Raw genomic sequence first — 22,204 nt, 5'->3', positions numbered from 1 at the left:
CCTCCGATATACCAACTTCGTTCGTCTGATATATTAGAAATATGTTTATGTCAATGCAAGCCCCTCCCCACGATGTCAAAATCGCCGAACGCGGCGCCCGATGGTCTGCCGGGTATCCGTGTTTGAAAGGCAAGCGCACCGGCCGTCGCGTTTTCCAATGGCGCCGCCCTCCCGAATGACGGATGTTGCAGGCAGGATCACGCCGCAGGACACGTTTCGCCATGGCCAGGCCCGCAGCAAGCAAGGGACTTAATCTCAGGTGGCTGGAAGTGTTCCAGCTCTGCGCCCGCACCGGGTCGCTGCGCGAGGCTGGGCGCGAAGCGGGACTGTCCGTCAGCACCGTCTCGCATCACCTGCAAAGCCTAGAGGATCACCTGGGCGTGGCGCTCTTCAACCACGCCCGTCGCCCCATGGTCCTGACGCCGAAAGGCCACGTGTTCCTGCGCGATATCGAGATCGGCCTGCGCGCCATCCGCAAGGCCAAGGCCGAAGCCTCCGCAGGCGACCTGGCCGAGGCCAGCTTCCTGAGGCTGGGCACGATCGAGGACCTGGAAAGCGATGTCATCCCTGACCTGGCCGTCCACCTGTCGCAGCGGATGCCCGACTGCGATTTTCTCTACCACACCGCCACCAGCCGCGAGATCATCGAAAAGCTGCGCGACCGGGAACTGGACCTCGGCATCGCCACTGCACCACCCGACCGTCTGCGCGACCTTCAGGACAGGCCCGTGCTGCGCGACCCGTTCGTCATCGTTCTGCCCGCCGACAGGGCGCCACCCGTGTCCGAAGTGCTGAAGGACGGCTTCAGCCTGCCGTTCCTGCAATTTTCCAGCGACCTGATCATCGCCCGCCAGATCGAGGCGCAGTTGCGCCGGGTCGGGCTCAGCCTGCCGCACAAGTTCGAATGCGGCAGCAACCAGACACTGATGGCGATGGTCGCCGCCGGCGCGGGCTGGACGATCACCACGCCGCTCCTGTTCTCCCGCGCCAAGCGGTTCCAGCCACGGCTGAGGATGCAGCCCTTTCCGGGCAGGCGTTTTTCACGGACGCTGTCGATGATCACGACGCCCGACTGCTCGCGCTCGGTGCTGAACACCGTAGAGGCCCGGCTGCGCCACGCGCTCGACACGCACGTGATCCAGCCCCTTGTGGCCAGCACCCCGTGGCTGCAAGACCAGTTCCGCCTTGTCGACGGCACCGCTGGGGATCACCCGTAAAGGATGTTGAACCTCTGCCGGATGGCACGATCCTGCTCGGGCGTCAGGTATTCGGGCCGGTGCGTCTCCAGGATCTCTCGCGCCCGGGCGTTGGCAACGCTCCAGGCATCCTTCGCCCCGTTCTGCGCCCAGCTGCGCGGCTCGTCGCGATTGGCGAGCGCGGGATAGAAATAATCCCGCTCCATCGCCGCGAACGTATGCTGCCCGCCCAGGAAATGCCCGTCGCCCAGCACGGCGTCCACGATTGCGTCAAAGCCCAGGTTGGCCTCGCTGACCTCGATCCCCCGCAGCGCGCGATAGGTGTGGGAATGCATCTCGTCGTCCAGCACGAACGCCTCGAAACTGGCCCCCAGAAGCGAGGCGGTCATGCCCGAGCTTTCGTAGATCAGGTTGCCCCCCGCCAACGCGGCGGCCATCGAGGTCAGCCCCTTTTCCATGCCGTACTGCGCGTCGATCGCCTTGGCGTCGGTCATCGAACAGGCCACCCCCGACGGCAGACCCAGCCAGTTCGACAGCTGCGCCGAAGCGGCGTTCAGCAGCGCGGTCTCGCCGCTGCCCCCGGCAAAGGCGCCGGTGCGCAGGTCGATGACCAGCGGCCAGTTCGAGAACACCATCGGATAGCCCGGCCGGATGGCGTGCACCATCACCAGGCTGGCCAGCGTCTCGGCCAATGATTGCGCCAGGAACCCCGCCATCGTCGCGGGCGCGGTGGCCCCGGCCTGCGCCGCCGTGATGCACGACATCGGAATGTTGTGCCGGATGCATTCATATACCACGTCGACCGCATCGGCGCCGAACCGCAGCGGCGAAATGATCGGGCTGATATGCGCCTTCAGGAAGGGCCGTTCCGAAAAGCGCCCCGCACCGCCCGCCGCGATATCCAGCATCTCGACAATCGGCGCCACGTGTTCGGCCAATGTAAAGGACGTCGCGGTCGGTTTCGTCGTGTTGCGCAACAGCGCATAGACGGTGTTCACGTCCAGATCGAAATTGTCGGGCACATCCGTCGCGACGCAACACCTTGTGTACCAGCTGACATTGGCAAGCGTGTCCTGCAAACGCGTGAAATCATGCAGGTCGGCCAGCGTCGCCGGACGATAGAGGTGCGTGTCCAGGTCCAGCGTCTGCACCGCGGCCCCGCCGGTGCCGAAATGCACGCGGTTGCCGCCCACCTCGATGGACCGCGCCGGGTCGCGCCCGTGCAGAACGAAGGTCTTGGCAGCATGGTCCACCGCCTCCTGCACCAGCGTCGGCGGGAAAAGGATGCGCCGTCTCTCGCCCTCCTGCGCCCCGACGCGCAACAGATCGCCCCGCAGCCGCTCCGGCACCTCGCCAAGACCCAGCCGCTCCAGAAGTGCCAGCGCGGTGTCGTAGATCGCGTTCAGCTCCGCCTCGGTCAGGGGCGTGTAGGCCCCGCCGGGCTGACCGGGCGGACAGGGATCGAACACCGGCTTGGCACGGCGCTTCGCCATGCGCTCCACGCGTCCGGCACGTTTGGTCCTATCCGCCACGATTTACGCTTTCAATGAGGTCAGCCAGGGCCGATCTGGGCAGGATCGTGCAATCTCCACAAGGCTTTGGGTGACGCTTCCGAAATCTTCGCATTTCTGTTCCGATGTTCTCGAACTTCTGAAGATTCGCTTGTCCCCGGGGACAATTCGCGCCCCAGTCGCGATGCATGAAACGACGGAGACCGATCATGAAATCGCGCACCAGGGTTGCGGTCATCGGCGGCGGCATCGCCGGCTGTTCCACGCTCTACCACCTGACCCGGGAAGGCTGGAGCGATGTGGTCCTGATCGAGCGCGACGAGCTCACCTCGGGCACCACGTGGCACTCGGCGGCGCAGGTGACGAATTTCGGCATGAACCAGACCATGGTGGGCCTGAAATCTCACTCCATCGCGCTCTACAAGACACTGCGCGACGACCCCGATTACCCGGTGGGCTACCACCACGGCGACGGCGGCATCCGGCTCGCCAATACCGAGGCACAGATGCAGGGGTACCGCCATTTCGCGTCGATGGCCCGCGGCATGGGGGTCACCTTCGAGGTGATCGACGCCACCGAATGCGCCCGCCGCCATCCTCTTATCTCCACCGACAACCTGCTGGGCGGGCTCTGGGATGGCGAGGACGGCGATATCGACCCCGCACAACTGTGCCAGGCGCTGGCCTTCCACGCCCGCCGGGCGGGGGCCGAGGTCTATCGCCAGACCGCGGTGACTGGCCTGAGGCAAAAGGCCGACGACACCTGGACGGTCGAGACGGACAAGGGCGAGATCGACGCCGATATCGTCGTCAACGCCTGCGGCTACCGCGTGAACGAGGTGGGCGCGATGATGGGCGTGCACCATCCCGTCGCGTCCATGGAACACCAGTATTTCGTGACTGAGGATATCCCCGCCATTGCCGCAGCCGGCCACCGGATGCCCCTGTTGCGCTGCCCGATCTCGGACTATTATTCCCGCCAGGAAAAGGGCGGCCTCCTGGTCGGCTTCTACGAACAGAACTGCAAGCCATGGGGCATGGACGGGATCAGCCCCGGCTTTTCCAACGATCTTTGCCCCGACGACCTCGACCGGGTGATGGACGTCCTCGAAGGCGCCTTTGCACGGATGCCGGTCCTGGCCGAGGTCGGCATCAAGCGCGTGGTCAACGGCCCGATCACCTACACAATCGACGGCGCGCCTCTGGTCGGTCCCGTTCCGGCCAGGCGCAACGCCTTCTGCATCATCGGCCTGCGCGCGGGACTGGGCGAAGGCGGCGGCCATGGCTGGCTTCTCGCCCAGCAGATCGTGCATGGCGAGGCGTGCTATGACACCTGGTGCCTCGACCCGCGCCGCTTTACCGGCCACGCCAATGTCGAACTGACGTCGCGCAAGGCGGTCGAGGATTACCAGAACGAATTCCGCTTTCACTTCCCGCACGAGCACCGCCCGGCCGGCCGCCCGGCCAAGACGACGCCGCTGACCCCGGTGCTGGCCGCCGAAGTGGCCGCGTTCACCGTGGTCAACGGGTGGGAGCGGGTGGACTACATCAAGCCCGAAGCGGCGTTCCAACCCACCCTGGGCTTCGATTTCGACGAGGCGTTCGACATCGTCGGCGCCGAGGTCCGCAATTTGCAACAGACCGTAGGCCTCTGCGAGGTCAGCGGCTTCAACCGGCTCGAGATCACCGGCGCGGACCGTCACGCCTTTCTCGACCGCATGATCTGCGGCACGGTGCCCCGCCGCGACGGCCGCGTCGGGCTGGGGTATCTCTTGAACCATCACGGCATGATCAAGGCCGAGGCGACGGTGGCGAACCTGCCCGCCTCCGACCGCGGCTCGGCGCGGGCCTGGTACGGCTCCGCGGCGGCCTGCGAGTTTCATGACATGGACTGGTTGCAAATGCATCTGCGCGCGGGCGACGACGTGCAGATCCGCAGCCTGACCAACGATCAGACCATCCTGGTGCTGGCCGGGCCGAAATCGCGCGATGTCATGCAGGCGGTCAGCCGGGTCGACTGGTCGGCGGCGGCGTTCCCGTGGCTGTCGGTGCGCGAATGTTTCATCGGTTTCGCCCCCGCCACCGTGATGTCGGTCAGCTTTTCCGGCGAGCTTGCCTATGAAATCCACGTGCCCAACGCCTCGCTCCATGCCGCCTACCTGGCCTTGCGCGAGGCCGGCAAGACGCATGGCCTGCGCCTCTTCGGCGCCCGTGCGGTCGAGTCCATGCGGCTGGAAAAAGGCTTCCTGCACTGGAAGGCGGATCTGCTGACCGAGTTCGACCCGTTCGAAACCGGGCTCGACCGCTTCGTCAAACCCGACAAGCCGGATTTCGTCGGCAAAGCCGCGCTGGAGCGCCGCCGCACGACCGACCCGCGCAAACGTCTGGTGACCCTCCAGGTCGATGCGACCCACGCACCGGCCCACCCCGGCGCCTCGCTCATGCACGAGGGTCGGGTCGTCGGCACCGTCACCTCGGGCGCGTGGGGATATCGCGTGGGCATGAACCTCGCCTACGGCTTCGTCTCCCCCGCGTTGACGCAACCTGCCACCACGTTCGAGGTGGACATGTGCGGCGAGATGATCCCCGTGCGGGTGATCGACCCGTGCCCCTACGACCCCGAAATGCGCCTTCCGCGCGGTTAGGAGACCCGCGCGGCGCTCAAAGCGGAAAAAGGCACCTGTGCCCGCGCCCGTCCTCGTCGGTCCAGCTTGGCTCGGTCACGGCACAAGTGGCCTGCGCCCAGGGGCAGCGCGGGTGAAAATCGCAGCCCGAGGGCCGGTTCACCGGACTCGGCACCTCGCCCTCCAACGCCACCCGCTCGTGCCGCGCATCGGGGTCGGGCTCGGGGTTCGCGGCCAGCAACGCCTTGGTGTAAGGATGGCGCGGATGGGCGAAAACCTGGTCTGTCGGGCCTTTCTCGACGAACCGGCCCAGGTACATGATGGCCATCTGGTCGGTGACATGCCGCACCAGGTTCAGGTTGTGGGTGATGATCACGATCGCCACGCCGCTGCGGGCCTGCACGTCGGCCAGAAGGTTCAGGACTTCCCCCTGCACCGACATATCGAGACCCGCCGTGGGCTCGTCGGCGATCAGCAGCTTGGGGTCCAGCGCCAGCGCCCGCGCCACGCCGACGCGCCGCGCCTGCCCGCCCGACAACTGATGCGGATAGCGCGTGGCAAATTCGGCCGGCAGCCCCACGAGGCCCAGCAGGCGCTCGGCCTCGTCGCGCCCGGCGGGCCGCCCGTGAATGCGCAGCGGTTCCGTCACCAGCGACTTGACCGTCAGCCGCGGCGACAGCGACCCCACGGGATCCTGCCACATCATCGACATGTCGGTGCGCAGGCGCGCCCACTCGCGGGCCGAGGCGTCCGATATTTCCGCCCCGTCAAAGCGGATCGACCCGCCCGAGGGTTTCTTCAGCCCGATCAGCGTGCGCGCGATGGTGGACTTGCCCGAGCCGCTTTCGCCCACCAGCCCCAGCGTCTCGCCCGCGCCCAGCGTGAAGGACACGCCGCACACCGCCTCGAAATCATATGGCTCGCGGCGCAGCGCGGCCTTCAGACGCCCCTGCCGCGCATATCGGATGCGCAGGTCCTCGACTTCCAGAAGGCTCATGCCCTGTCCTCCGCCGGATCGTTCAGGTGGCACCGCGCGGCCTGCCCCCCGCCGGCATCGTAAAGCGGCGGGTGCTCGGTCTTGCAGCGCTCGAACGCCTTGGGACAGCGCGCGCGAAACGCGCATCCCGCGGGCGGACGGCGCAGGTCCGGCAAGGTGCCGGGAATGGTCGGCAGCCGACGCGTCGCCTCGCGGATGCGGGCCGGGTCGCACTCGAACAGCGCGTGCGTGTAAGGGTGGCACGGGTCGCGGAACACCTGCGCCACGTTGCCCCGCTCCACCACTTCGCCCGCATACATCACCGCCACCTCGTCGCACAGCTCGGCCACCGTCCCCAGGTGGTGCGACACGAACAGGACCGAGCAGCCGAACTTCTCCTGCAACTCGCGCAGCAGTGTGACGATCTGCATCTCCAGCGTGGCATCCAGCGCCGTCGTGGGCTCGTCCGCGATCAACAGGTCGGGCCGCGTCAGCAGCGCCATGGCGATGCACACCCGCTGGCGCATCCCGCCCGACAGCTGATGCGGATAGGCATCGAGCTTCGACGCCGCATCCGGCAGTTGCACCTGCTCCAGGAATTCGATGGCCCTTGCCCGCTTCTCGGCCCGCCCGCCCTTTTCACGATACTGGATGTCCATCATCTGCTGGCCGATGGTCGTCACCGGGTTGAGCGACGTCATCGGATCCTGAAAGATCATCGAGATCCGCTTGCCCCGCAGCGCGCGCCACTCCCTCGGCTTCAAATGCGCAAGGTTCTGGCCATCCATGTCGATCCGCCCGCCCGCGATCCGCGCATTCTCGGCCAGAAGACCGATCAGCGAATAGGCCAGCGTGGACTTGCCACACCCGCTTTCCCCGACAAGACCCAGCACCTTGCCCCGGGGCACGTCCAGCGTGATGTCGCGCAGCGCATGGATCGCCCCGCGAGGCGTGGCGAAATCCACCGACAGCCCGTCGATCCGCACCAGCGACTCGGTGCCGCCTTCCGTTTGCCGGTCCGGCTCTGTCGCAACGCTGGATACCATCAGCCGGCCTTTCTCAGCTTGGGATCGAAGATGTCGCGCAGCGCCTCGCCCATGAAGGTAAACCCAAGCGTGACCAGGATGATCGGGATCGACCCCCCGATCACAGGCCAGGGCGAGTTGCGGATGAAATTGTAGCCGTCGTTCAGGATTACGCCCCAGGAGGGCGTCGGCGGCCGCACCCCCATGCCAAGGAAACTCAGGCCCGCCTCGGTCGCAATCACCAGCGGCACGTCCATCGACGCCAGAATCAGCAGCGGGCCCAGCACGTTGGGCAGCACATGCACGAACAAAAGGCGCGGCGTGCCCACCCCCATCGCGCGCTCGGCCAGGATGAACTCGGCATTCTTCAGCGCCATCGTCTGGGTCCGCACGATGCGGGCATAGATCGGCACCGAGGTTATCGCCACGACCAGCATCACCGTGAACAGGCTCGGGCCGATGATGGTCACCACCGCCAGGCCGAAAACGATGGTGGGAAAAGAGCGCAGCGCGTCGAAGATCAGCAGCAGGATATTGTCCAGCCAGCGCGGCCCCAGCCCCGCGATCAATCCCAGAAGCAGCCCTATGCTCAGCGCCGCCGCCAGCGAGGCTGCGGCGACCAGCATCGCGATACGCCCGCCCGCGATGACCCGGCTGAAGATGTCGCGCCCGATATTGTCGGTGCCCAGCCAGTGCTCGGCCGAGGGCGGCGCCATGCGCGGGCCGGTCATGATGGCGGCGGGATCATAGGGCACGATCCACGGCGCAAAGATGGCCGAGCCGACGATCAGCGCCACCAGCACGAAACCGATCAGGCCGGTCGGGCTGGCCGACAGAACCCGCCAGGTCCGGCTCATCACGCCGGGTTCGGAAACGGCCTCTTGCGTGACGTCGGTCATGTCACATGTCCTCCCGCTGGCGCGGATCCAGCCAGGCGATCACCAGGTCCGAGATCAGCGTCGCCAGCACGATGATGCCAGTGGTGACCAAAACCGCGCCCAGCACGATGGGATAGTTGCGTTCGTTCACCGCCTGCACGATCAGCGCGCCGATCCCGGGCCGGGCAAAGATCACCTCGACGAACACCGCCGCCGAGAAAAGATGCGCCACGCCCGTGCCGATCAGGGTCACGGCGGGCTGCACCGCGATCTTCAGGATATGCGAGCGGGTGATCCACCCGTCCGGCAGGCCATAGGCGCGCGCCATGCGCACATGCGGCTGTCCCATCACCTCCAGCATCGAGGCCCGCACGATCCGGGACACGTAGCCCACCCACGACACCCCGATGGCAAAGGACGGCAGGATCAGGTGCGTGACCCGGTCCCAGAACCCCTCGCCCGCGCCGATCGCCGGCAGCCATTGCAGCCAGACCGCGAAGACCAGCACAGAGTAAAGCGCCATCACGAAGGCCGGGATCGAGATCGTGCCGACCGACAGCACCCCGGTCAGCGTATCCAGCCACGTGTTGCGCCGCAGCGCCGAGTAGCAGCCCAGCGCGATGCCAAGCACCGCGGCCCAGAGGATCGAGACAGTGATCAGGATCAGCGTATAGGGCAACTGCTCGAACACGATCTGCGACACTTCGCGGCCCGTGAACACGTCCTGGCCGAGGTCACCGCGCAGGATGTTGCCGAAGAACGTGACGATCTGCACCGGCAGGGGCTTGTCCAGCCCCATGGCCTCGCGCGTCTGCTCGATCAGCTCCGGGGTGGCGCGGGGGCCCAGGATCATCACCGCCGGGTCGCCCGGCACCACGTGCAGCATGAGCGTCAGGATAGAGACCGCGACCATCACGATCACGACCGAAAGGACAAGCCTTTGGGAGGCGTATAACAGCACGGGTCGCGGTCTCCTGTCGGCTTACACTTCGCCGTCGAAGTCGATGAACAAGGGCCGCCCGTCGGGCCGCAGCGCCGGCTCCAGACCTTCGCGGTACATCACCGGCGTGCCTTCATGGGTGATGAACTTGTAGGCCCCGGTCGCCTCCATCAGGTCCTGCATCTTGCGATACATCTCGGCGCGCTTCTCGCCATCGGCCTCACTCAGCGCGGCGGCGTGCAACTCGTCGAACTCCGCATTCGAGAACCGCTCCCAGTTCCAGATGCCGACCTGGTCGGTCACGAACCAGCTGGTCGCGTAATAGGGGTCGGGCAACATCGAGAAGCGGTTCAGCACCAGCTGCATGTCCTTCCAGCGTTCGCCCTCGCTTTCCATGCCCAGCGTCCAGAAAGACCCCGAGTCCTGCACGTTGATCTGCGTCTGGATGCCGAGCTGCGCCAACTGCGCCTGGACCACCTCGGCAATCGTCTTCCACACCGTGGCATTGAGCGCGTCGATGGTCAGCGGCTCGGCCGGCGGACCGCCCGCGGCCTCCAGGTATTCGCGTGCCTTGTCCAAGTCACCCGCCACCGGAACCGACGGGGTCTCGCGGTGGCCCGGCAGGCCGGGGGCGATCATGCCGGTCGCCGGGGCCGCCTCGCCGAAATAGGCCGCGTCGATGATCTGCTCGGCGTTGATCGCGTGCTGGATCGCCTTGCGCAGGTTCTCGTCGCCCAGCGCGGGATTGTCCAGGTTCATGCCCAGCCAGACATAGTACAGCGACGGGTATTCCTCGATCACCGTGTTGGCGGGCACGTTGCCCCGATACTGCGCCAGCGACGACAGCGTGATCTCGGTATAATCCAGGTCGCCGGCCTCATAGGCGCGCTCGGCGGTCTTGGTGTCGTCCATCGGCAGGATCCGGATCTCGTCGAACCCGGGCGCCTCGCCCTTCCAGTCGGGGTTGCGCACGAGGTGCACGTACTGGTTCGGCTTCCACGCTTCCAGGATGTAGGGGCCGGAAAAGGCCGGCGGCTCCATCCCGAAATTGCCGCCGCTCTCCGTGGCTTCCATCACCGCCTTCTTGGACACGATATGCCCCGTGCCATAGGGCAGCGTGATGCTCCACAACGGCTGGAACGGCTCTTTCAAAACGATGGTGCCCTCGTATTTGCCGGTCACCTCGACATGGTCCAGCGGGCCCCAGTCGCTCTTCACCGGGCTGTCATGCTCCAGCACGCGCTCGAACGAGAACTTGACGTCCTCGGCGGTCATCTCACCGTAGCCGCCGGTGAACATCAGCCCCTCTTTCAGCTTGAAGGTGATGTGCGTGTCGTCGACCTGCTCGATGGACTCCGCGGCCTCCAGCTCCCACTCCCATTCACGGCCGGGCACATAGCGCACCAGCTTGGAATAGATGCAGTTCATGACGTCGACGTTATAGCCGTTCTGGTAAAAGCCGGGATCGAGCGCGTCGATATCGGCATAGGAACTGACGCGCAGCACCTTGCCCGACTGCGCCCAGATGCGCGAGCCCAAGGGCATGGTGGTGGCGGCGAGGCCCGTCGCGGCGGCCCCGCGCAGGAACGCGCGACGCCCGATGCCGGGTTTGTTGGCGGTCATGTGATCGGTCATTCTAATTACTCCCAGTTATTTGGCCGTTTCGGCCTTTCGTGTTCGGCGCCGGACGATCCCGGCGCGAAAAGTGATGGTCCGCGCCACGCAGGGCGCGGAACGCGGGTCAGGCCAGGTCGCGCGGAATCTCGCAGGACCAGGTCTGTTCATGGGCAACCGCATCGCCTTCCCTGGCGACCAGCTTGGCGTTGATGACGAAATGCGTGGCCGTGGCGGTCATCTCGGTTTCCGTCCGGCTGGACATGCTCCAGTCGCCGCGCGACATGTCCAGATCCCACACCACGTGCCCCTTGAACGAGCGCCAGTCGGTGCCTTTGAACGAATAGGTTTCGACGCAGGTCGCCCCGCGGGTCAGGTCGTTGTCCTTGATCCGCACCCGGCCATCCGAGTCGACGATCCGCACCTGCGTCTCGCCCGTGCCCAGGTCCTCGCGCACGATCCATTCGGCGTGCTCCGGCTCCAGCACCTCCTTCTCCATCGGCGGCGCACCCTTGGGCGTGCCCAGGTCGCGCGGCTCGGTCACAGCATCCATGTCGCGCACCGGCAGCACAAGGCGGCTGGCGGCAGTATCGAGTTGCAGCGTCACCGGCTCCGGCGCGGGCCAGGCCACGGGGAAATAGCTGGTCGAAACCGACAGGCGCAGCCGGTGCCCGGCGCGGAACGTCTGCGCGACATGCTTGAACGGCACCGTCGCGGTGTAGGTCTCACCCGGCACCAGCGCTTCGGGCGTCTCGTGGCTGTCGCGATGGGTCAGGTTCAGCAGCCCGTAACTGACGCGCGTCGCCGCACCATCGGGGGCCACGTCCACAAGGCGCGCGGCCACCTGCGCCACCGGCTGATCGACCGAAAAGCTGATCTCAAGCTGCGCGTCGCCGGCAATCTCCAGCGGCGTCTCCAAAGGCTCCGTCTCGAACACCAGGCTCCCGGCGTCATCGCGACGCTGGTCCACCGGCTGATCGCCCGGATTGGCATAGGAACACCACTTGCCCCCGGCAATCCCGGTGCCGAGCGGCGAGCGGATATTCAGCGTCCCCTTGGGCGCATCCTCCTGCCCCAGCGTCCCGTCGCGGCCCAGCGCGAACGGCGTCCGCGTCACGTTCGGCGACGGCCAGGACGGCTCTTCCACCCAGCGGCCTTCTCGCTCCGCGTAATAACTCGCGGGCTCTGCGTGATCCTGCATGAAAAGCCGCAACTGCGGCTCGTCCATGATGCCGGTCTCGCTGCCCTTCAGCCACTGGTCCCACCAGCGCAGCTCCTCGCCCAGCCAGTCGATGGCAGGCCCCGGAACGCCGATATGCGGGTACTTGTGCGACCAGGGACCAACGAGGCCCTTCTTGGGGCATTGCAGGTTTTCCATCAGCCGGAACACCGTCCGGCAATAGCCGTCGGCCCAGCCCGACACGGCATACACCGGCACCTGGATGCGGCTGATATCCTCACACACCGAGCCATGCTTCCAGAAATCGTCGCGGCGCTGGTGCTCGACCCAATTCTTCAGCCACAGGCCAGAGCCGGTCAGCCGCTGCATCCACATCTCGCGCCACTTGTCGCCCACCAGATCGGGGTCGGGCGGCAGGGTGTTGATGGCGAACATGTGCGAGGCCCAGGAGATCTGGTCGACCACCATCGTGCCGCCCATGTAGTGCACGTCATCCGCATAGCGGTCGTCGGTCGAGGCGACGGACACCACCGCCTTCAGCGCGGGCGGCTGCAGCGCTGCCACCTGCAGGCCGTTGAACCCGCCCCAGGAAATCCCGACCATGCCCACCGCACCGTCGCACCAGTCCTGGGCCGCGATCCACGCGATCACGTCGCAGCCGTCCTGCAGCTCCTGCGCGGTGTACTCGTCCTCCATCAACCCTTCGGATTCGCCCGTGCCCCGCAGATCGGCGCGCACATAGGCATAGCCGCGCGACGCGATATAGGGCGCGCGCACCGAGTCGCGCGGCAGCGTCACGTCGCCCTTTCGATAGGGCAGAAACTCGAAAATCGCCGGAACCGCGGCACCATCGGCTGGCCGCCAGATACGTGCCGCAAGGACGCAACCATCGGGCAGCGGAATCTCGACATGGCGTTCCTCGATGACATCGAAACTCGGGCCGGACTGATTCATGCGCTACTTCCTTGCGTGATTCCGCCCGATATCCTGCCATGCGCAGGGCGTCCTAACAATTTCGCTGTATGACGCATGTTGACATCGAAAGTGCGTCAGATAGCGTCACCTCATGACGTCCGACCCTCTATCCACAAATCTCGCCTTCGCTTGCACGTTCCTGCCCTCCATCGCGCATGTCTGCCGCCGGATCGGCATCAACCGACAGCAGTTCAACAAGTACCTTTCGGGTCGGGTCCGTCCCTCACGGCACAACATGCGCAAGATCTGCGAATTTTTCGGGGTGACCGAAGGCGAACTCCTGATGGAGCCAACCCGCTTTGCCGAACTTATCGCACTGCGCCGGCTTCCCGGCGGCGAAGTGGAGGCCACGCCCGTTGGCCCGACACTGCGACGACTGAACCAGTTTTCAGGACCGCTGGAACGCTATTGCGGCAGCTATTTCAGGTACTTCCACTCGTTCAGCAATCCCGGCCGGATCATGCGCTCCTACGCAAGGATTACCCGTCGGGACGGCTATTACCTTTGGAAGAATATCGAGCGCGACGCGGGTCCACAGGGCGGCGCCCACGAGGTCTACAAGTACGAAGGACTCGTATTCTTCCTCGGCGACCGCATCAATGTCGTGGAGAACGAGGCTACCCTGTCCTCATCGATCACCCAGATGATCCTCTATCCGTCCTACAGCGCGGGGATCGACTACCTGCTCGGAATACAAACTGGCGGACCGCTTCGGTTGGGGCGCAAACCCGCCGCGTCGCGGGTGGTGCTCGACTACCTCGGCCAGAATGTCGATCCGCGACGAGCAATGGCGCAATGCGGCCTGCTGGATGCTGACCAGATTGACCCGCGTATCGCGCAACTGGTGCGGAATGAAATGCAGCCGCAGGCCTGGACCTTCGAAGTCGAGCAGTTGTAAGCGGCAGCCAGGCCCGACAAACAAGTCCCTCCCTCCTTCGCGTCTTGGCCGTGCATCCCCGCGACGTATTTTTCGGGCCAAACGGCGCCTCACGCCGAAACTGGGTCCCCTGCAAACACCTTCAGCTCCGTTCCAGCCTCGTCAAGCGCCTGCCGGACATGGCTCGCGATCTCGACAGCGGTCGGCGTATCTCCATGCAGGCAGATCGTGTCGATCCGGGTGGGAATGCGCTTGCCGCTTTCGGTGATGATCGCGCCTGCGCCCACCATCTCGACCATACGCGCCGCCGCGGCCTCGGGATCGTGAATGACCGCCCCCGGCTGGCTGCGATCGACCAGGGTCGCGTCGTCATTATAGGCGCGGTCGGCAAAGATCTCGCAGGCCGCCCGACAGCCCAGCTCGGCCACCGCGTCCTGCTGCGCCGTGCCCGCCAGCACCATGATGATCAGCTCCGGCGCGACCGACAGCGCCGCCTCGTAACAGGCCAGCGCCACGGCCTTGTCCTCCGACGCCATGTTGGCCAGCGCCCCGTGCAGCTTCAGGTGCCGCACCTCGGCCCCTTCCGCCCGCGCCATGCCCAGCGCCGCGCCCAGCTGATAGCGCACCAGGTTGCCCAGGCTCTCCGCCGGCAGGGTCATCCGCCGCCGCCCGAAGCCTTGCAAATCGGGAAAGCCCGGATGCGCCCCGATCCCGACACCGCGCTCCGCCGCCGCGCGCATGGTCCCGGCCATCACGTCCCAGTCGCCCGCGTGCTGTCCGCAGGCGATGTTGGCCGAGGTCACGATCTCCAGCACCGCCGCGTCGTTTCCCATCACCCAGGGGCCAAAGCTTTCGCCCATATCCGCGTTCAGATCCACCGTTGCCGTCATGTCAGGTCTCCTCCAGTTCCCGTCCCGCCGTCGCCCCGCTGATCAGCTGATAGGCAAGCAGGTCTCTGATGTCATGCGGGTCGCGCACCAGCGGCGTCAGCGCCGACCGCAACCCGTTGCGATGCGCGGCGGCGCGGCGCTCGGCCTCCACCGCCTCTTCCAGCGTCACGAAGCGGAACCGCAGCGCCGTGCCGGGCGTGGCCTGCACCACCGTCGGCAGGTCGCAGGGCAGCACCGAGGCGATGCGCGGGTACCCCCCCGTCGTCTGGCATTCGCCCAAGAGCACGAAAGGCGCGCCGTCCCCGGTGATCTGGATATCGCCGGGCACCACCACCTCGGACAGGACGCTCAGGCCCGCGTCGCTGTGAAATCCCTCGCCCACGAAATCCAGCCGCACGCCCATGCGGCTGCCCCGGGCGTCGCGCGTGAACCCGGTCGTCTCGAAGCGTTCGATCTGGTCGGCGTCGAAGAAATCCGTCTGCAAGCTGGGCACGACGCGCACCGTGCCGCCCTCGAACCGCGACTCGACAGGCAGCAACCGGTTCACTTCCGCAGGCGCGATCTCTTCGCCGATCTCCAGCCGCGCCCCGGACTCCACCGCCTGTCCCAGCCCGCTGGCCACGTGCACGCTGCGCGACCCAAGCCGCGTGTCACCGGCAAAACCGCCGCCCACATGCAGGTAGCCGTAACTGCCCGCCTCCGCCCCGCCGATGGTCAGCCGCGCCCCGGCGGGCAACGCGTGGCTGGCGTGCCAGGCCACCCTTGTGCCGTCGATGGCCGCCCGCATCGGCGCGCCGGTCAGGGCAATGCGCAACGCGCTTTCGGCTTCGAACTCGCCGCCCATCCCGGCCATTTCCAAAGCCGCCAGCCCGTCATCCTGCCCCAACAGCGCCGCGCCTTCGGCCAGCGCCAGCCGGTCGGCGGCACCGCCCGGCGACAGCCCAAATCCCATATAACCCGGCCGCCCGCGATCCTGCAGCGTCAGGCCCGGCCCCGCGCGACGCACGATCAGCGCCCGGCTCATGTCAGCTCCTTCGCGCGCGCGCCGCCATCGGGGTCATCCTTCATCGCCTCGAACCGCTCCCGCGAGACCGGCTCGAACCGCACCGCGTCGCCGGGGCGCAGCACAAAGGGCGTCTCAGCCTCGGGCCGGAACAGCCGAAACCCGGTCTGCCCGATATGCCGCCACCCGGTCGGGGTGGAGACCGAGAACAGCACCAACTGCCGGATCGCCACCGCCAACGCGCCCTCGGGGATGCGCTCGGTCAGGGCCTTCTGGCGCGGGATGTCCCATTCCGGCCCAAGCTCGCCCAGATAGGGCTGACCGGGGGCAAAGCCGATGGTCTGCACCCGCACGACCGTCTCCGAGATCGAGGCAACCGCCTCCTCCGCCGTCATCCCCGCCGCCTCTGCGGCCTCGTCCAGCTGCGGCGCAAGGTCGGCGCCAAAGACCGTCGGAATGCGCCATTCCCGCCGTCCCTGCGGCAGGTCGGCCTCGTACCAGTCGCGCTCCTGCACCAGCGCATCGAGGTCGGCGCGCAGGCCCGCGTGATCGCGGTGCACCGGGTCGAACCGGACATAGGCCGAGACCAGCGATGTCGACGTCTCCTCCACCCCCTCGGGCGCGGCCCGGTCCAGCGCGGCGCGGAACGCCAGTGCGGCGCGGTTCGCCGGCTCGCTCAGGCGGTCGCCGAAACTGACCAGCACCCCGTCCACACCGACGGTGCGGATCCTGGGCCAGTCCGTCGCGGCCCCCTGCCGGGTTGCCTCAGCCTCGCTCATGCTACATCTGCCCCGGCAGGAAGGTGACGATGGACGGAAACACCGAGATGATCACCAGCGCCGCCACCATCAGCAGAAAGAACGGCAAGGCCGCCTTGGCGACGTAAAGAATGTCGCGCCCGGTCAGCGATTGCAGAACGAACAGGTTGAAGCCCACGGGCGGCGTGATCTGCGACATCTCCACCACGATCACCAGGAAGATTCCGAACCACATCGGGTCGATCCCGGCCTCGGTCACCATCGGCATGATGACGGACGCGGTCAGCACCACCACCGAAATCCCGTCCAGGAAACACCCCATGATGACGAAGAAAACCGTCAGCGCCGCCAGCAGCGTGAAAGTCGACAGCCCCAGCGACCCGATCCATTCCGCCAGGATGCGCGGGATGCCGGTGAACCCCATGGCGACGGTCAGGAACGACGCGCCCGCCAGGATGAAGGCGATCATGCACGAGGTCACCGTCGCCCCCATCAGCCCGTCGATGAAGCTTTGTTTCGTCAGCGTCCCGGTGCTCCACGACAGGATCAGCGCCAGCACCACGCCCACCGCGGCGGCATCCGTAGGCGAGGCAAGCCCGGCATAGATCGACCCGATCACACCAAGGATCAGCAGCATGACAGGGATCAGCCGCCGCGACCGGCGCAGCCGTTCCATGAAATCCACCGCCAGCGACTCGTCGGGCAGTTGCTTGCGGTTGAGCAAGGCCCACAAGATCACGTAGCCCAGGAACAGCCCAACCAGCAGCACGCCGGGCAGGACACCGGCCACGAACAGCCGCGCAATGGATTGCTCGGTCGCCACGCCATAGACGATCAGGATGATCGACGGCGGGATCAGCAGCCCCAAAGTGGCCGAACCGGCCAGCGTGCCGATCACCATCTTCTCGGGATAGCCCCGCTGCGTCAGCTCCGGGATCGACAGCTTGCCGATGGTCGCCGCAGTGGCGGCGGAAGAGCCCGAGACCGCGGCAAAGATGCCGCAAGCAAAGACGTTTACATGCAACAACTGCCCCGGCAGCCGGTTCATCCACGGCGACAGCCCCGCGAACATGTCGTCCGACAGGCGCGAGCGAAACAGGATCTCGCCCATCCAGATGAAAAGCGGCAGCGCGGCCAGCGCCCAGTTGTTGCCATGCCCCCAAAGCGTGGTCGCCATGACCAGCCCCAAGGGCGCATCGCTGAACAGCGCCATCGCGGCGATGCCCACGCCCAGAAGGGCAAAAGCCACCCACAGCCCCGCGCCCAGAAAGGCGAACAGCAGGACCAGCAGGATAATCGAGAGAACGGTGACGGACATGGGCGCGCCTCACTCGTTGAGAAGGTTTTCGCCCTTGCCGGTCCAGCTGGCAGAGCGTCCGCGCAGCAACCCGACAAGCTCGTCGGCCAGCGCGATGGCAAGAATGATCAACCCCAGCGCGACCGGCACCTGCGGGATCCAAAGCGGCACCGACACCATGCCGGAACTCTTGTCGCCGAATTCGTGCGACTCCAGCACGAGCAGGATCATGTACCACGCGGCAAAACCCGACATGCCCAGGCCGATCGCGGTGACGACAACCTCCAGCGCGTGGCGGCTGCGCTCTCCCAGCGCCTGCGTGACCAGCGACACCCGGATGTGCCCGCCGGCCCGCAGCGTATAGGCCAGCGCCAGGAAACTCGCGGCGGCCAGGAAGAACCCGGTGAAATCGGCGTAGGACGGGATCGTGACCCCAAGCCCCTTGCCCGTTAGCCCGACGGTGATCTTGTCGGCAAGGTTCAGCCCCACCTGCGCAAAGACCAGCACGACGATGGCAAGGATGAAAAGCGCCGCCAGCCCGCCGGCCGCACGGTAAAGCGTGTCAAGAACGCGCCGCATGAGGTGTCTCCCTGTAGGATGATGGATGGCCCGGGCGCGTCTTGGCGCGCGCCTCGGGCCGGTCTGCCTGCGTCAGCCTTCGTAGGCGTCCAGAAGCTGTTGCCCGGTCTCGCCGGCCTCTTGCTTCCACGCCTCCAGCATCTGCGCACCGATCTCCTGCAGGCCGGTGGTCAGTTCATCGGACGGCTCGACCACGGTGATGCCGTTGTCCTTCAGGACCTGCGTCATCTCCTCGGCTTCCGACTTGCTCATCTCCCAGCCGCGCGCCTCGGCGGCCTCGGCGGCTTCCAGAACGGCGGTCTGCGTGTCCTCGTCCAGACGGCGGAAGGCCCGCTTGTTCACCACGACGATATTCTTCGGAATCCACGCCTGGATGTCGGTGTAATGCGTCAGGAAATCCCACGCCTTGGAATTCACCCCGGTCGAGGGCGAGGTGATCATCGCCTCGACACGCCCGGTGCTGAAGGCCTGCGGAATGTCCGGCACTTCCACCTGCGTCGGCGCGGCGCCCGCAAGGTTCGCGAACTGCTCCAGCGTGGCATTGTAGGTGCGGAACTTCAGGCCCGCCAGGTCATCGACCGAGTTGATCTCCTTCGTGGTATAAAGCCCCTGCGGCGGCCACGGCACCGCGTAAAGCGGCATCAGCCCCTGCTCGTCCAGCAGCTGCGTGATCACCTCTTCCTGCGCGGCCCACAGCGCCTGCGCCTCGTCATAGCTGGTCGCCAGGAACGGCAGCGAATCCGCCCCGAAGACCGGGTTGTCGTTGGCCAGCAGCGACAGGAAGAACTCGCCCGCCGGCACCTGCCCGCTGCGCACGGCCTTGCTGATCTCGGGATGCTTGAACAGCGAGCCCGCGGAATGGACCTTGATCGCCAGATCGCCGCCGGTCGCCTCTTCGACGTCCTTGGCGAACTCCGCGATGTTGACCGTGTGGAACGTGGCATCCGGATAGGGTGTCGGCATGTCCCACGTCTCGGCCTTGATCGGCAGGGCCAGCGCCGCCACGGCAACCGCCGCGCCGCCCAGTGTCTTCATCAGTGTCATCACGTTTCTCCCTGTGACTTGTTCAATGACGGAATATTGATGATACGTTTGCAATTTGTCAACGTTTTGTCACCTACGGCGTGATCCCGCCGCTGGCGCCGCAAAGTCCGACGGCATGCCGGAGCCGCAGGAACGCCCCGGCCCGGAAGAATTGCGCGGCACATCAAAATGTGAAAAAGTCAACGAAATGCCAGCGTTTCGCCAAAGAATGAGAGGCCGCAGAATGGAAAAGTCCAAACCGGAAAACCGCCGCATCGTCTCCTCGCGCCATCTGGCCGAGGGCGAAGGCTGGGAACTTTCCGAGTTCGAATTCGGCCTGATCATCGCCTACAACGCGTTCTCCCGCTGGATGACCCGCTGCATGGCAGCCGCCGGACAGGGCGAGCTCAACCCGCTCGACATCCTGATTCTGCACAACACCAACCACCGCAACCGCGACAAGCGCCTGTCCGACATCTGCTTCCTGCTCAACATCGAGGACACGCACACCGTCAACTACGCGCTGCGAAAGCTGTCCAAGGCGGGGCTGATCGTGTCCGAAAAGCGCGGCAAGGAAGTGTTCTACCGCACCTCCGACGCGGGCAGCGACCTCTGCCAATCCTACCGCGACGTGCGCCGTCAGTGCCTGCTGGACGCCTCCGGCGGCACCGGCCTCAGCGGCGAGGAACTGCGCGAGATCGCCCGCATCCTGCGCGGCCTCTCCGGTCAGTACGACCAGGCCAGCCGCGCCGCCGCCTCGCTCTAGCGGTGTCGCGGCGCCACCGCCCCCCGGGGCCAGGGCCGTAACCGACGCGACGAACCGCGCCCGCGCACTATCCTTTGCATCCCGGCGCCGCCACGCGCTTAATCGGAGACCGACCACATGCCAGGACCGCTCAACGGCTTTCGGGTGATCGACCTGACCACCATGATCTCGGGCCCGCTGGCCACGATGACGCTGGCCGACCAGGGCGCCGAGGTGATCAAGATCGAGCACCCCAGGGGCGGCGACCACAGCCGGCAGGTGACCGGGCGGCGCGGCGGCTTCTCAGCCTCGTTCCTCAACAACAATCGCGGCAAGGAATCCGTCACGCTGAACCTCAAGGATCCGCGCGGCGTCGCGGCCGCGCTGCGCCTCTGCCAGGCGGCGGATGTCTTCGTGCAGAACTTCCGCCCCGGCGTGGCCGAACGGATCGGGCTGGGCGAGGAGGCGGTGCGCGCCGTGCGCCCCGACATCATCTACACCTCCATCGCCGGCTTCGGGTTTCAGGGTGACTGGGCCGGCAAACCCGTCTACGACCCGCTCATCCAGGCGCTCTCGGGTCTGGCCAGCGTGCAGGGCGGCGCCGATGCCGCCCGCCCCCGGCTGGTCCGCACCATCCTGCCCGACAAGCTGACCGCGATCCAGACCGCCCAAAGCATCACCGCCGCCCTTCTCGCCCGCAGCCGCACCGGCCAGGGCAGCCACGTGCAGATCTCCATGCTGGACACCGTCCTGGCGTTCCTGTGGAGTTCCGACATGGCCGGCTATACCTTCATCGGCGACGAGGTGACGCCCGAGAAAAGCGCCGATGCGCAGACCTTCGTGGAACTGATCTACCAGACCGCCGATGGCTGGATGGCCGTCTCGGCCCATACCGACAGCACCTGGGCGGGACTCGCGGCCGCGGTGAACCGGCCCGACTGGCTGGACGACCCGCGCTTCGCCACCGTCGCGGCCCGCGAAGAGAACAAGCCCGCCCGCCTGGAACTGACGCAGGAGGCGCTGCTGACGGACACCACCGCCAACTGGATGGAGCGTCTCGGCACCCATGACGTGCCCTGCGCCCCGGTCCTGACCCGCGCCGAGGTCTACGCCCACCCGCAGGTCGCCGCCAACGGCATCATCCTCGAACAGGACCACCCCCAGGCCGGCCCGCTGCGCCAGGCCCGCACGCCCGCGCGGTTCTCGGCCACCCCCACGGACAGGCCCGCACCCGCCCGGCGGCTGGGCGAGGACACCCGCGCCGTTCTGGCCGAGGCGGGCTATCCCGAGCCCGAGATCGACGCCATGATAACGGACGGCGTCGCCACCGACACACAGGACCCCACCGCATGATCGACCTCTACTACGCCCCCACCCCCAACGGCTGGAAGGCCGCCATCATGCTCGAGGAAACCGGCCTCGACTACCGCCCCGTCCTGATGCGCCTCAGCGAGGGCGACCAGTTCGCCCCCGGCTTTCTCGAAATCAGCCCCAATGCCAAGATGCCCGCCATCGTCGATCACGCGCCGGGCGAGGGCTGGGGTGACGCCCCCGTGCCGGTCTTCGAATCCGGCGCGATCCTGCTCTACCTTGCCGACAAGGTGGGCCGGTTCGCCCCCCCGGAAACCGACCTGCGCGCCCGCAAGGACCTGATGGAATGGCTCTTCTGGCAGGTCGGCAACCAGGGCCCCATGGGTGGACAGCTCAGCCATTTCCGCAACTACGCTCCCGAGGACCAGCGCGACTACGGCTTCAAGCGCTACCTCGGCGAATACGACCGCAACCTCGGCGTTCTCGAGGCGCGGCTGGAAACCCGCGACTACATCCTGGGCGAATATTCCATCGCCGACATGCTCGCCTTTCCCTGGGCCTTCATTGCCAAACCGCTGGGCGCCTCGCTCGACGAATTTCCCCGCGTGGCCGACTGGCGCGCGCGGATCAAGGCGCGCCCGGCGGTGCAACGCGCCATCGACCTGCACAAGTCCGAGCAGAATGGCGGGCGGCACCGGGTGGACAACAACAGCATCCTCTTCAACCAGTCCGCCGCGTCCTTCAAGCCAAAGTCGGACAGGTAACCGAGCCCGCCCTGACCGGTCCTGCCACGGCGGCTGAC

Annotated in this window: 19 protein-coding genes; 6 read left to right on the top strand and 13 right to left on the bottom strand. The window is 66.5% G+C overall.

Annotated features, from left to right (window positions below; translation table 11 throughout):
• Positions 1 to 221 precede the first annotated feature (221 nt).
• Positions 222 to 1,217 carry a LysR family transcriptional regulator gene (locus tag ACQY4V_RS02090; protein WP_428515288.1) on the top strand — a complete coding sequence of 332 codons (996 nt, stop codon included), beginning with the start codon at positions 222 to 224 and terminating at the stop codon, positions 1,215 to 1,217.
• Here the strand turns inward: ACQY4V_RS02090 and ACQY4V_RS02085 are convergent.
• On the bottom strand, positions 1,208 to 2,689 hold the full coding sequence (locus ACQY4V_RS02085; RefSeq protein ID WP_428517330.1) for a trimethylamine methyltransferase family protein: 1,482 nt from the start codon (positions 2,687 to 2,689) through the stop codon (positions 1,208 to 1,210). The two genes, ACQY4V_RS02090 and ACQY4V_RS02085, sit on opposite strands and share 10 nt — an antisense overlap.
• Positions 2,690 to 2,916: 227 nt before the next feature.
• Between ACQY4V_RS02085 and ACQY4V_RS02080 the strand changes: the two genes are divergently transcribed.
• The gene (locus tag ACQY4V_RS02080) at positions 2,917 to 5,352 is read left to right on the top strand and encodes a GcvT family protein (RefSeq protein WP_428515287.1); all 2,436 of its coding nucleotides are present in this window, start codon (positions 2,917 to 2,919) and stop codon (positions 5,350 to 5,352) included.
• 16 nt (positions 5,353 to 5,368) lie between these two features.
• Here ACQY4V_RS02080 and ACQY4V_RS02075 read toward each other — a convergent pair whose 3' ends face one another.
• The 6 genes from ACQY4V_RS02075 to ACQY4V_RS02050 all read right to left on the bottom strand — a co-directional run bounded on the left by ACQY4V_RS02075 (position 5,369) and on the right by ACQY4V_RS02050 (position 12,898).
• The gene (locus tag ACQY4V_RS02075; protein ID WP_428515286.1) at positions 5,369 to 6,328 is read right to left on the bottom strand and encodes an ABC transporter ATP-binding protein; all 960 of its coding nucleotides are present in this window, start codon (positions 6,326 to 6,328) and stop codon (positions 5,369 to 5,371) included.
• On the bottom strand, positions 6,325 to 7,353 hold the full coding sequence (locus tag ACQY4V_RS02070; protein WP_428515285.1) for an ABC transporter ATP-binding protein: 1,029 nt from the start codon (positions 7,351 to 7,353) through the stop codon (positions 6,325 to 6,327). The genes ACQY4V_RS02075 and ACQY4V_RS02070 overlap by 4 nt, the downstream gene beginning before the upstream one ends.
• Entirely contained in the window at positions 7,353 to 8,231 is an 879-nt protein-coding gene (locus tag ACQY4V_RS02065; protein ID WP_428515284.1) for an ABC transporter permease, read from the bottom strand. The genes ACQY4V_RS02070 and ACQY4V_RS02065 overlap by 1 nt, the downstream gene beginning before the upstream one ends.
• A gap of 1 nt (position 8,232) precedes the next feature.
• On the bottom strand, positions 8,233 to 9,171 hold the full coding sequence (locus tag ACQY4V_RS02060) for an ABC transporter permease (protein WP_428515283.1): 939 nt from the start codon (positions 9,169 to 9,171) through the stop codon (positions 8,233 to 8,235).
• A gap of 21 nt (positions 9,172 to 9,192) precedes the next feature.
• Positions 9,193 to 10,785: an ABC transporter substrate-binding protein gene (locus ACQY4V_RS02055; protein ID WP_428515282.1), complete on the bottom strand. Its 1,593-nt coding sequence runs from the start codon at positions 10,783 to 10,785 to the stop codon at positions 9,193 to 9,195.
• Between the two features lie 106 nt (positions 10,786 to 10,891).
• Positions 10,892 to 12,898: a CocE/NonD family hydrolase gene (locus ACQY4V_RS02050; RefSeq protein ID WP_428515281.1), complete on the bottom strand. Its 2,007-nt coding sequence runs from the start codon at positions 12,896 to 12,898 to the stop codon at positions 10,892 to 10,894.
• A gap of 112 nt (positions 12,899 to 13,010) precedes the next feature.
• Here ACQY4V_RS02050 and ACQY4V_RS02045 point away from each other — a divergent pair, with 112 nt between their 5' ends.
• On the top strand, positions 13,011 to 13,817 hold the full coding sequence (locus ACQY4V_RS02045; protein ID WP_428515280.1) for a helix-turn-helix domain-containing protein: 807 nt from the start codon (positions 13,011 to 13,013) through the stop codon (positions 13,815 to 13,817).
• Positions 13,818 to 13,906: 89 nt separating this feature from the next.
• Here ACQY4V_RS02045 and ACQY4V_RS02040 read toward each other — a convergent pair whose 3' ends face one another.
• The 6 genes from ACQY4V_RS02040 to ACQY4V_RS02015 form a co-directional block, all read right to left on the bottom strand.
• Positions 13,907 to 14,686, bottom strand: coding sequence for a LamB/YcsF family protein (locus ACQY4V_RS02040; RefSeq protein ID WP_428515279.1), 780 nt, complete (start codon positions 14,684 to 14,686; stop codon positions 13,907 to 13,909).
• A gap of 1 nt (position 14,687) precedes the next feature.
• Entirely contained in the window at positions 14,688 to 15,710 is a 1,023-nt protein-coding gene (locus ACQY4V_RS02035; RefSeq protein ID WP_428515278.1) for a biotin-dependent carboxyltransferase family protein, read from the bottom strand.
• On the bottom strand, positions 15,707 to 16,468 hold the full coding sequence (locus tag ACQY4V_RS02030) for a 5-oxoprolinase subunit B family protein (protein WP_428515277.1): 762 nt from the start codon (positions 16,466 to 16,468) through the stop codon (positions 15,707 to 15,709). Before ACQY4V_RS02030 ends, ACQY4V_RS02035 begins: the two co-directional genes overlap by 4 nt.
• A gap of 1 nt (position 16,469) precedes the next feature.
• The gene (locus ACQY4V_RS02025) at positions 16,470 to 17,765 is read right to left on the bottom strand and encodes a TRAP transporter large permease (RefSeq protein WP_428515276.1); all 1,296 of its coding nucleotides are present in this window, start codon (positions 17,763 to 17,765) and stop codon (positions 16,470 to 16,472) included.
• Positions 17,766 to 17,774: 9 nt separating this feature from the next.
• Entirely contained in the window at positions 17,775 to 18,323 is a 549-nt protein-coding gene (locus tag ACQY4V_RS02020) for a TRAP transporter small permease (RefSeq protein ID WP_152496289.1), read from the bottom strand.
• A 72-nt stretch (positions 18,324 to 18,395) separates the two neighbouring features.
• Positions 18,396 to 19,367, bottom strand: coding sequence for a TRAP transporter substrate-binding protein (locus ACQY4V_RS02015; RefSeq protein ID WP_428515275.1), 972 nt, complete (start codon positions 19,365 to 19,367; stop codon positions 18,396 to 18,398).
• 223 nt (positions 19,368 to 19,590) lie between these two features.
• Between ACQY4V_RS02015 and ACQY4V_RS02010 the strand changes: the two genes are divergently transcribed.
• From ACQY4V_RS02010 to ACQY4V_RS02000, 3 genes are all read left to right on the top strand, one after another.
• Positions 19,591 to 20,112, top strand: coding sequence for a winged helix DNA-binding protein (locus ACQY4V_RS02010; protein WP_428515274.1), 522 nt, complete (start codon positions 19,591 to 19,593; stop codon positions 20,110 to 20,112).
• Between the two features lie 117 nt (positions 20,113 to 20,229).
• Positions 20,230 to 21,444, top strand: a complete 1,215-nt coding sequence (locus ACQY4V_RS02005; protein ID WP_428515273.1) for a CaiB/BaiF CoA transferase family protein — start codon at positions 20,230 to 20,232, stop codon at positions 21,442 to 21,444.
• Positions 21,441 to 22,166 (top strand): glutathione binding-like protein, encoded by a 726-nt coding sequence (locus ACQY4V_RS02000; protein ID WP_428515272.1) that lies wholly within the window; start codon positions 21,441 to 21,443, stop codon positions 22,164 to 22,166. The genes ACQY4V_RS02005 and ACQY4V_RS02000 overlap by 4 nt, the downstream gene beginning before the upstream one ends.
• Positions 22,167 to 22,204: the final 38 nt, after the last annotated feature.

The sequence above is a fragment of the Roseovarius sp. genome, assembly GCF_965277045.1.
Taxonomy (GTDB): Bacteria; Pseudomonadota; Alphaproteobacteria; order Rhodobacterales; family Rhodobacteraceae; genus Roseovarius.
Note: the sequence above shows the minus strand (reverse complement) of the source record. Positions and strands in the feature narration are given on the sequence as shown.

What these genes read in the sequence shown, in the direction of transcription:
- ACQY4V_RS02035 (WP_428515278.1), bottom strand. Translation starts at nt 15,710, where the DNA reads ATGAGCCGGGCGCTGATCGTGCGTCGCGCGGGGCCGGGCCTGACGCTG.
- ACQY4V_RS02000 (WP_428515272.1), top strand. Translation starts at nt 21,441, where the DNA reads ATGATCGACCTCTACTACGCCCCCACCCCCAACGGCTGGAAGGCCGCC.
- ACQY4V_RS02020 (WP_152496289.1), bottom strand. Translation starts at nt 18,323, where the DNA reads ATGCGGCGCGTTCTTGACACGCTTTACCGTGCGGCCGGCGGGCTGGCG.
- ACQY4V_RS02015 (WP_428515275.1), bottom strand. Translation starts at nt 19,367, where the DNA reads ATGACACTGATGAAGACACTGGGCGGCGCGGCGGTTGCCGTGGCGGCG.
- ACQY4V_RS02065 (WP_428515284.1), bottom strand. Translation starts at nt 8,231, where the DNA reads ATGACCGACGTCACGCAAGAGGCCGTTTCCGAACCCGGCGTGATGAGC.
- ACQY4V_RS02045 (WP_428515280.1), top strand. Translation starts at nt 13,011, where the DNA reads ATGACGTCCGACCCTCTATCCACAAATCTCGCCTTCGCTTGCACGTTC.
- ACQY4V_RS02050 (WP_428515281.1), bottom strand. Translation starts at nt 12,898, where the DNA reads ATGAATCAGTCCGGCCCGAGTTTCGATGTCATCGAGGAACGCCATGTC.
- ACQY4V_RS02010 (WP_428515274.1), top strand. Translation starts at nt 19,591, where the DNA reads ATGGAAAAGTCCAAACCGGAAAACCGCCGCATCGTCTCCTCGCGCCAT.
- ACQY4V_RS02070 (WP_428515285.1), bottom strand. Translation starts at nt 7,353, where the DNA reads ATGGTATCCAGCGTTGCGACAGAGCCGGACCGGCAAACGGAAGGCGGC.
- ACQY4V_RS02025 (WP_428515276.1), bottom strand. Translation starts at nt 17,765, where the DNA reads ATGTCCGTCACCGTTCTCTCGATTATCCTGCTGGTCCTGCTGTTCGCC.
- ACQY4V_RS02055 (WP_428515282.1), bottom strand. Translation starts at nt 10,785, where the DNA reads ATGACCGATCACATGACCGCCAACAAACCCGGCATCGGGCGTCGCGCG.
- ACQY4V_RS02040 (WP_428515279.1), bottom strand. Translation starts at nt 14,686, where the DNA reads ATGACGGCAACGGTGGATCTGAACGCGGATATGGGCGAAAGCTTTGGC.
- ACQY4V_RS02085 (WP_428517330.1), bottom strand. Translation starts at nt 2,689, where the DNA reads ATGGCGAAGCGCCGTGCCAAGCCGGTGTTCGATCCCTGTCCGCCCGGT.
- ACQY4V_RS02005 (WP_428515273.1), top strand. Translation starts at nt 20,230, where the DNA reads ATGCCAGGACCGCTCAACGGCTTTCGGGTGATCGACCTGACCACCATG.
- ACQY4V_RS02075 (WP_428515286.1), bottom strand. Translation starts at nt 6,328, where the DNA reads ATGAGCCTTCTGGAAGTCGAGGACCTGCGCATCCGATATGCGCGGCAG.
- ACQY4V_RS02080 (WP_428515287.1), top strand. Translation starts at nt 2,917, where the DNA reads ATGAAATCGCGCACCAGGGTTGCGGTCATCGGCGGCGGCATCGCCGGC.
- ACQY4V_RS02030 (WP_428515277.1), bottom strand. Translation starts at nt 16,468, where the DNA reads ATGAGCGAGGCTGAGGCAACCCGGCAGGGGGCCGCGACGGACTGGCCC.
- ACQY4V_RS02090 (WP_428515288.1), top strand. Translation starts at nt 222, where the DNA reads ATGGCCAGGCCCGCAGCAAGCAAGGGACTTAATCTCAGGTGGCTGGAA.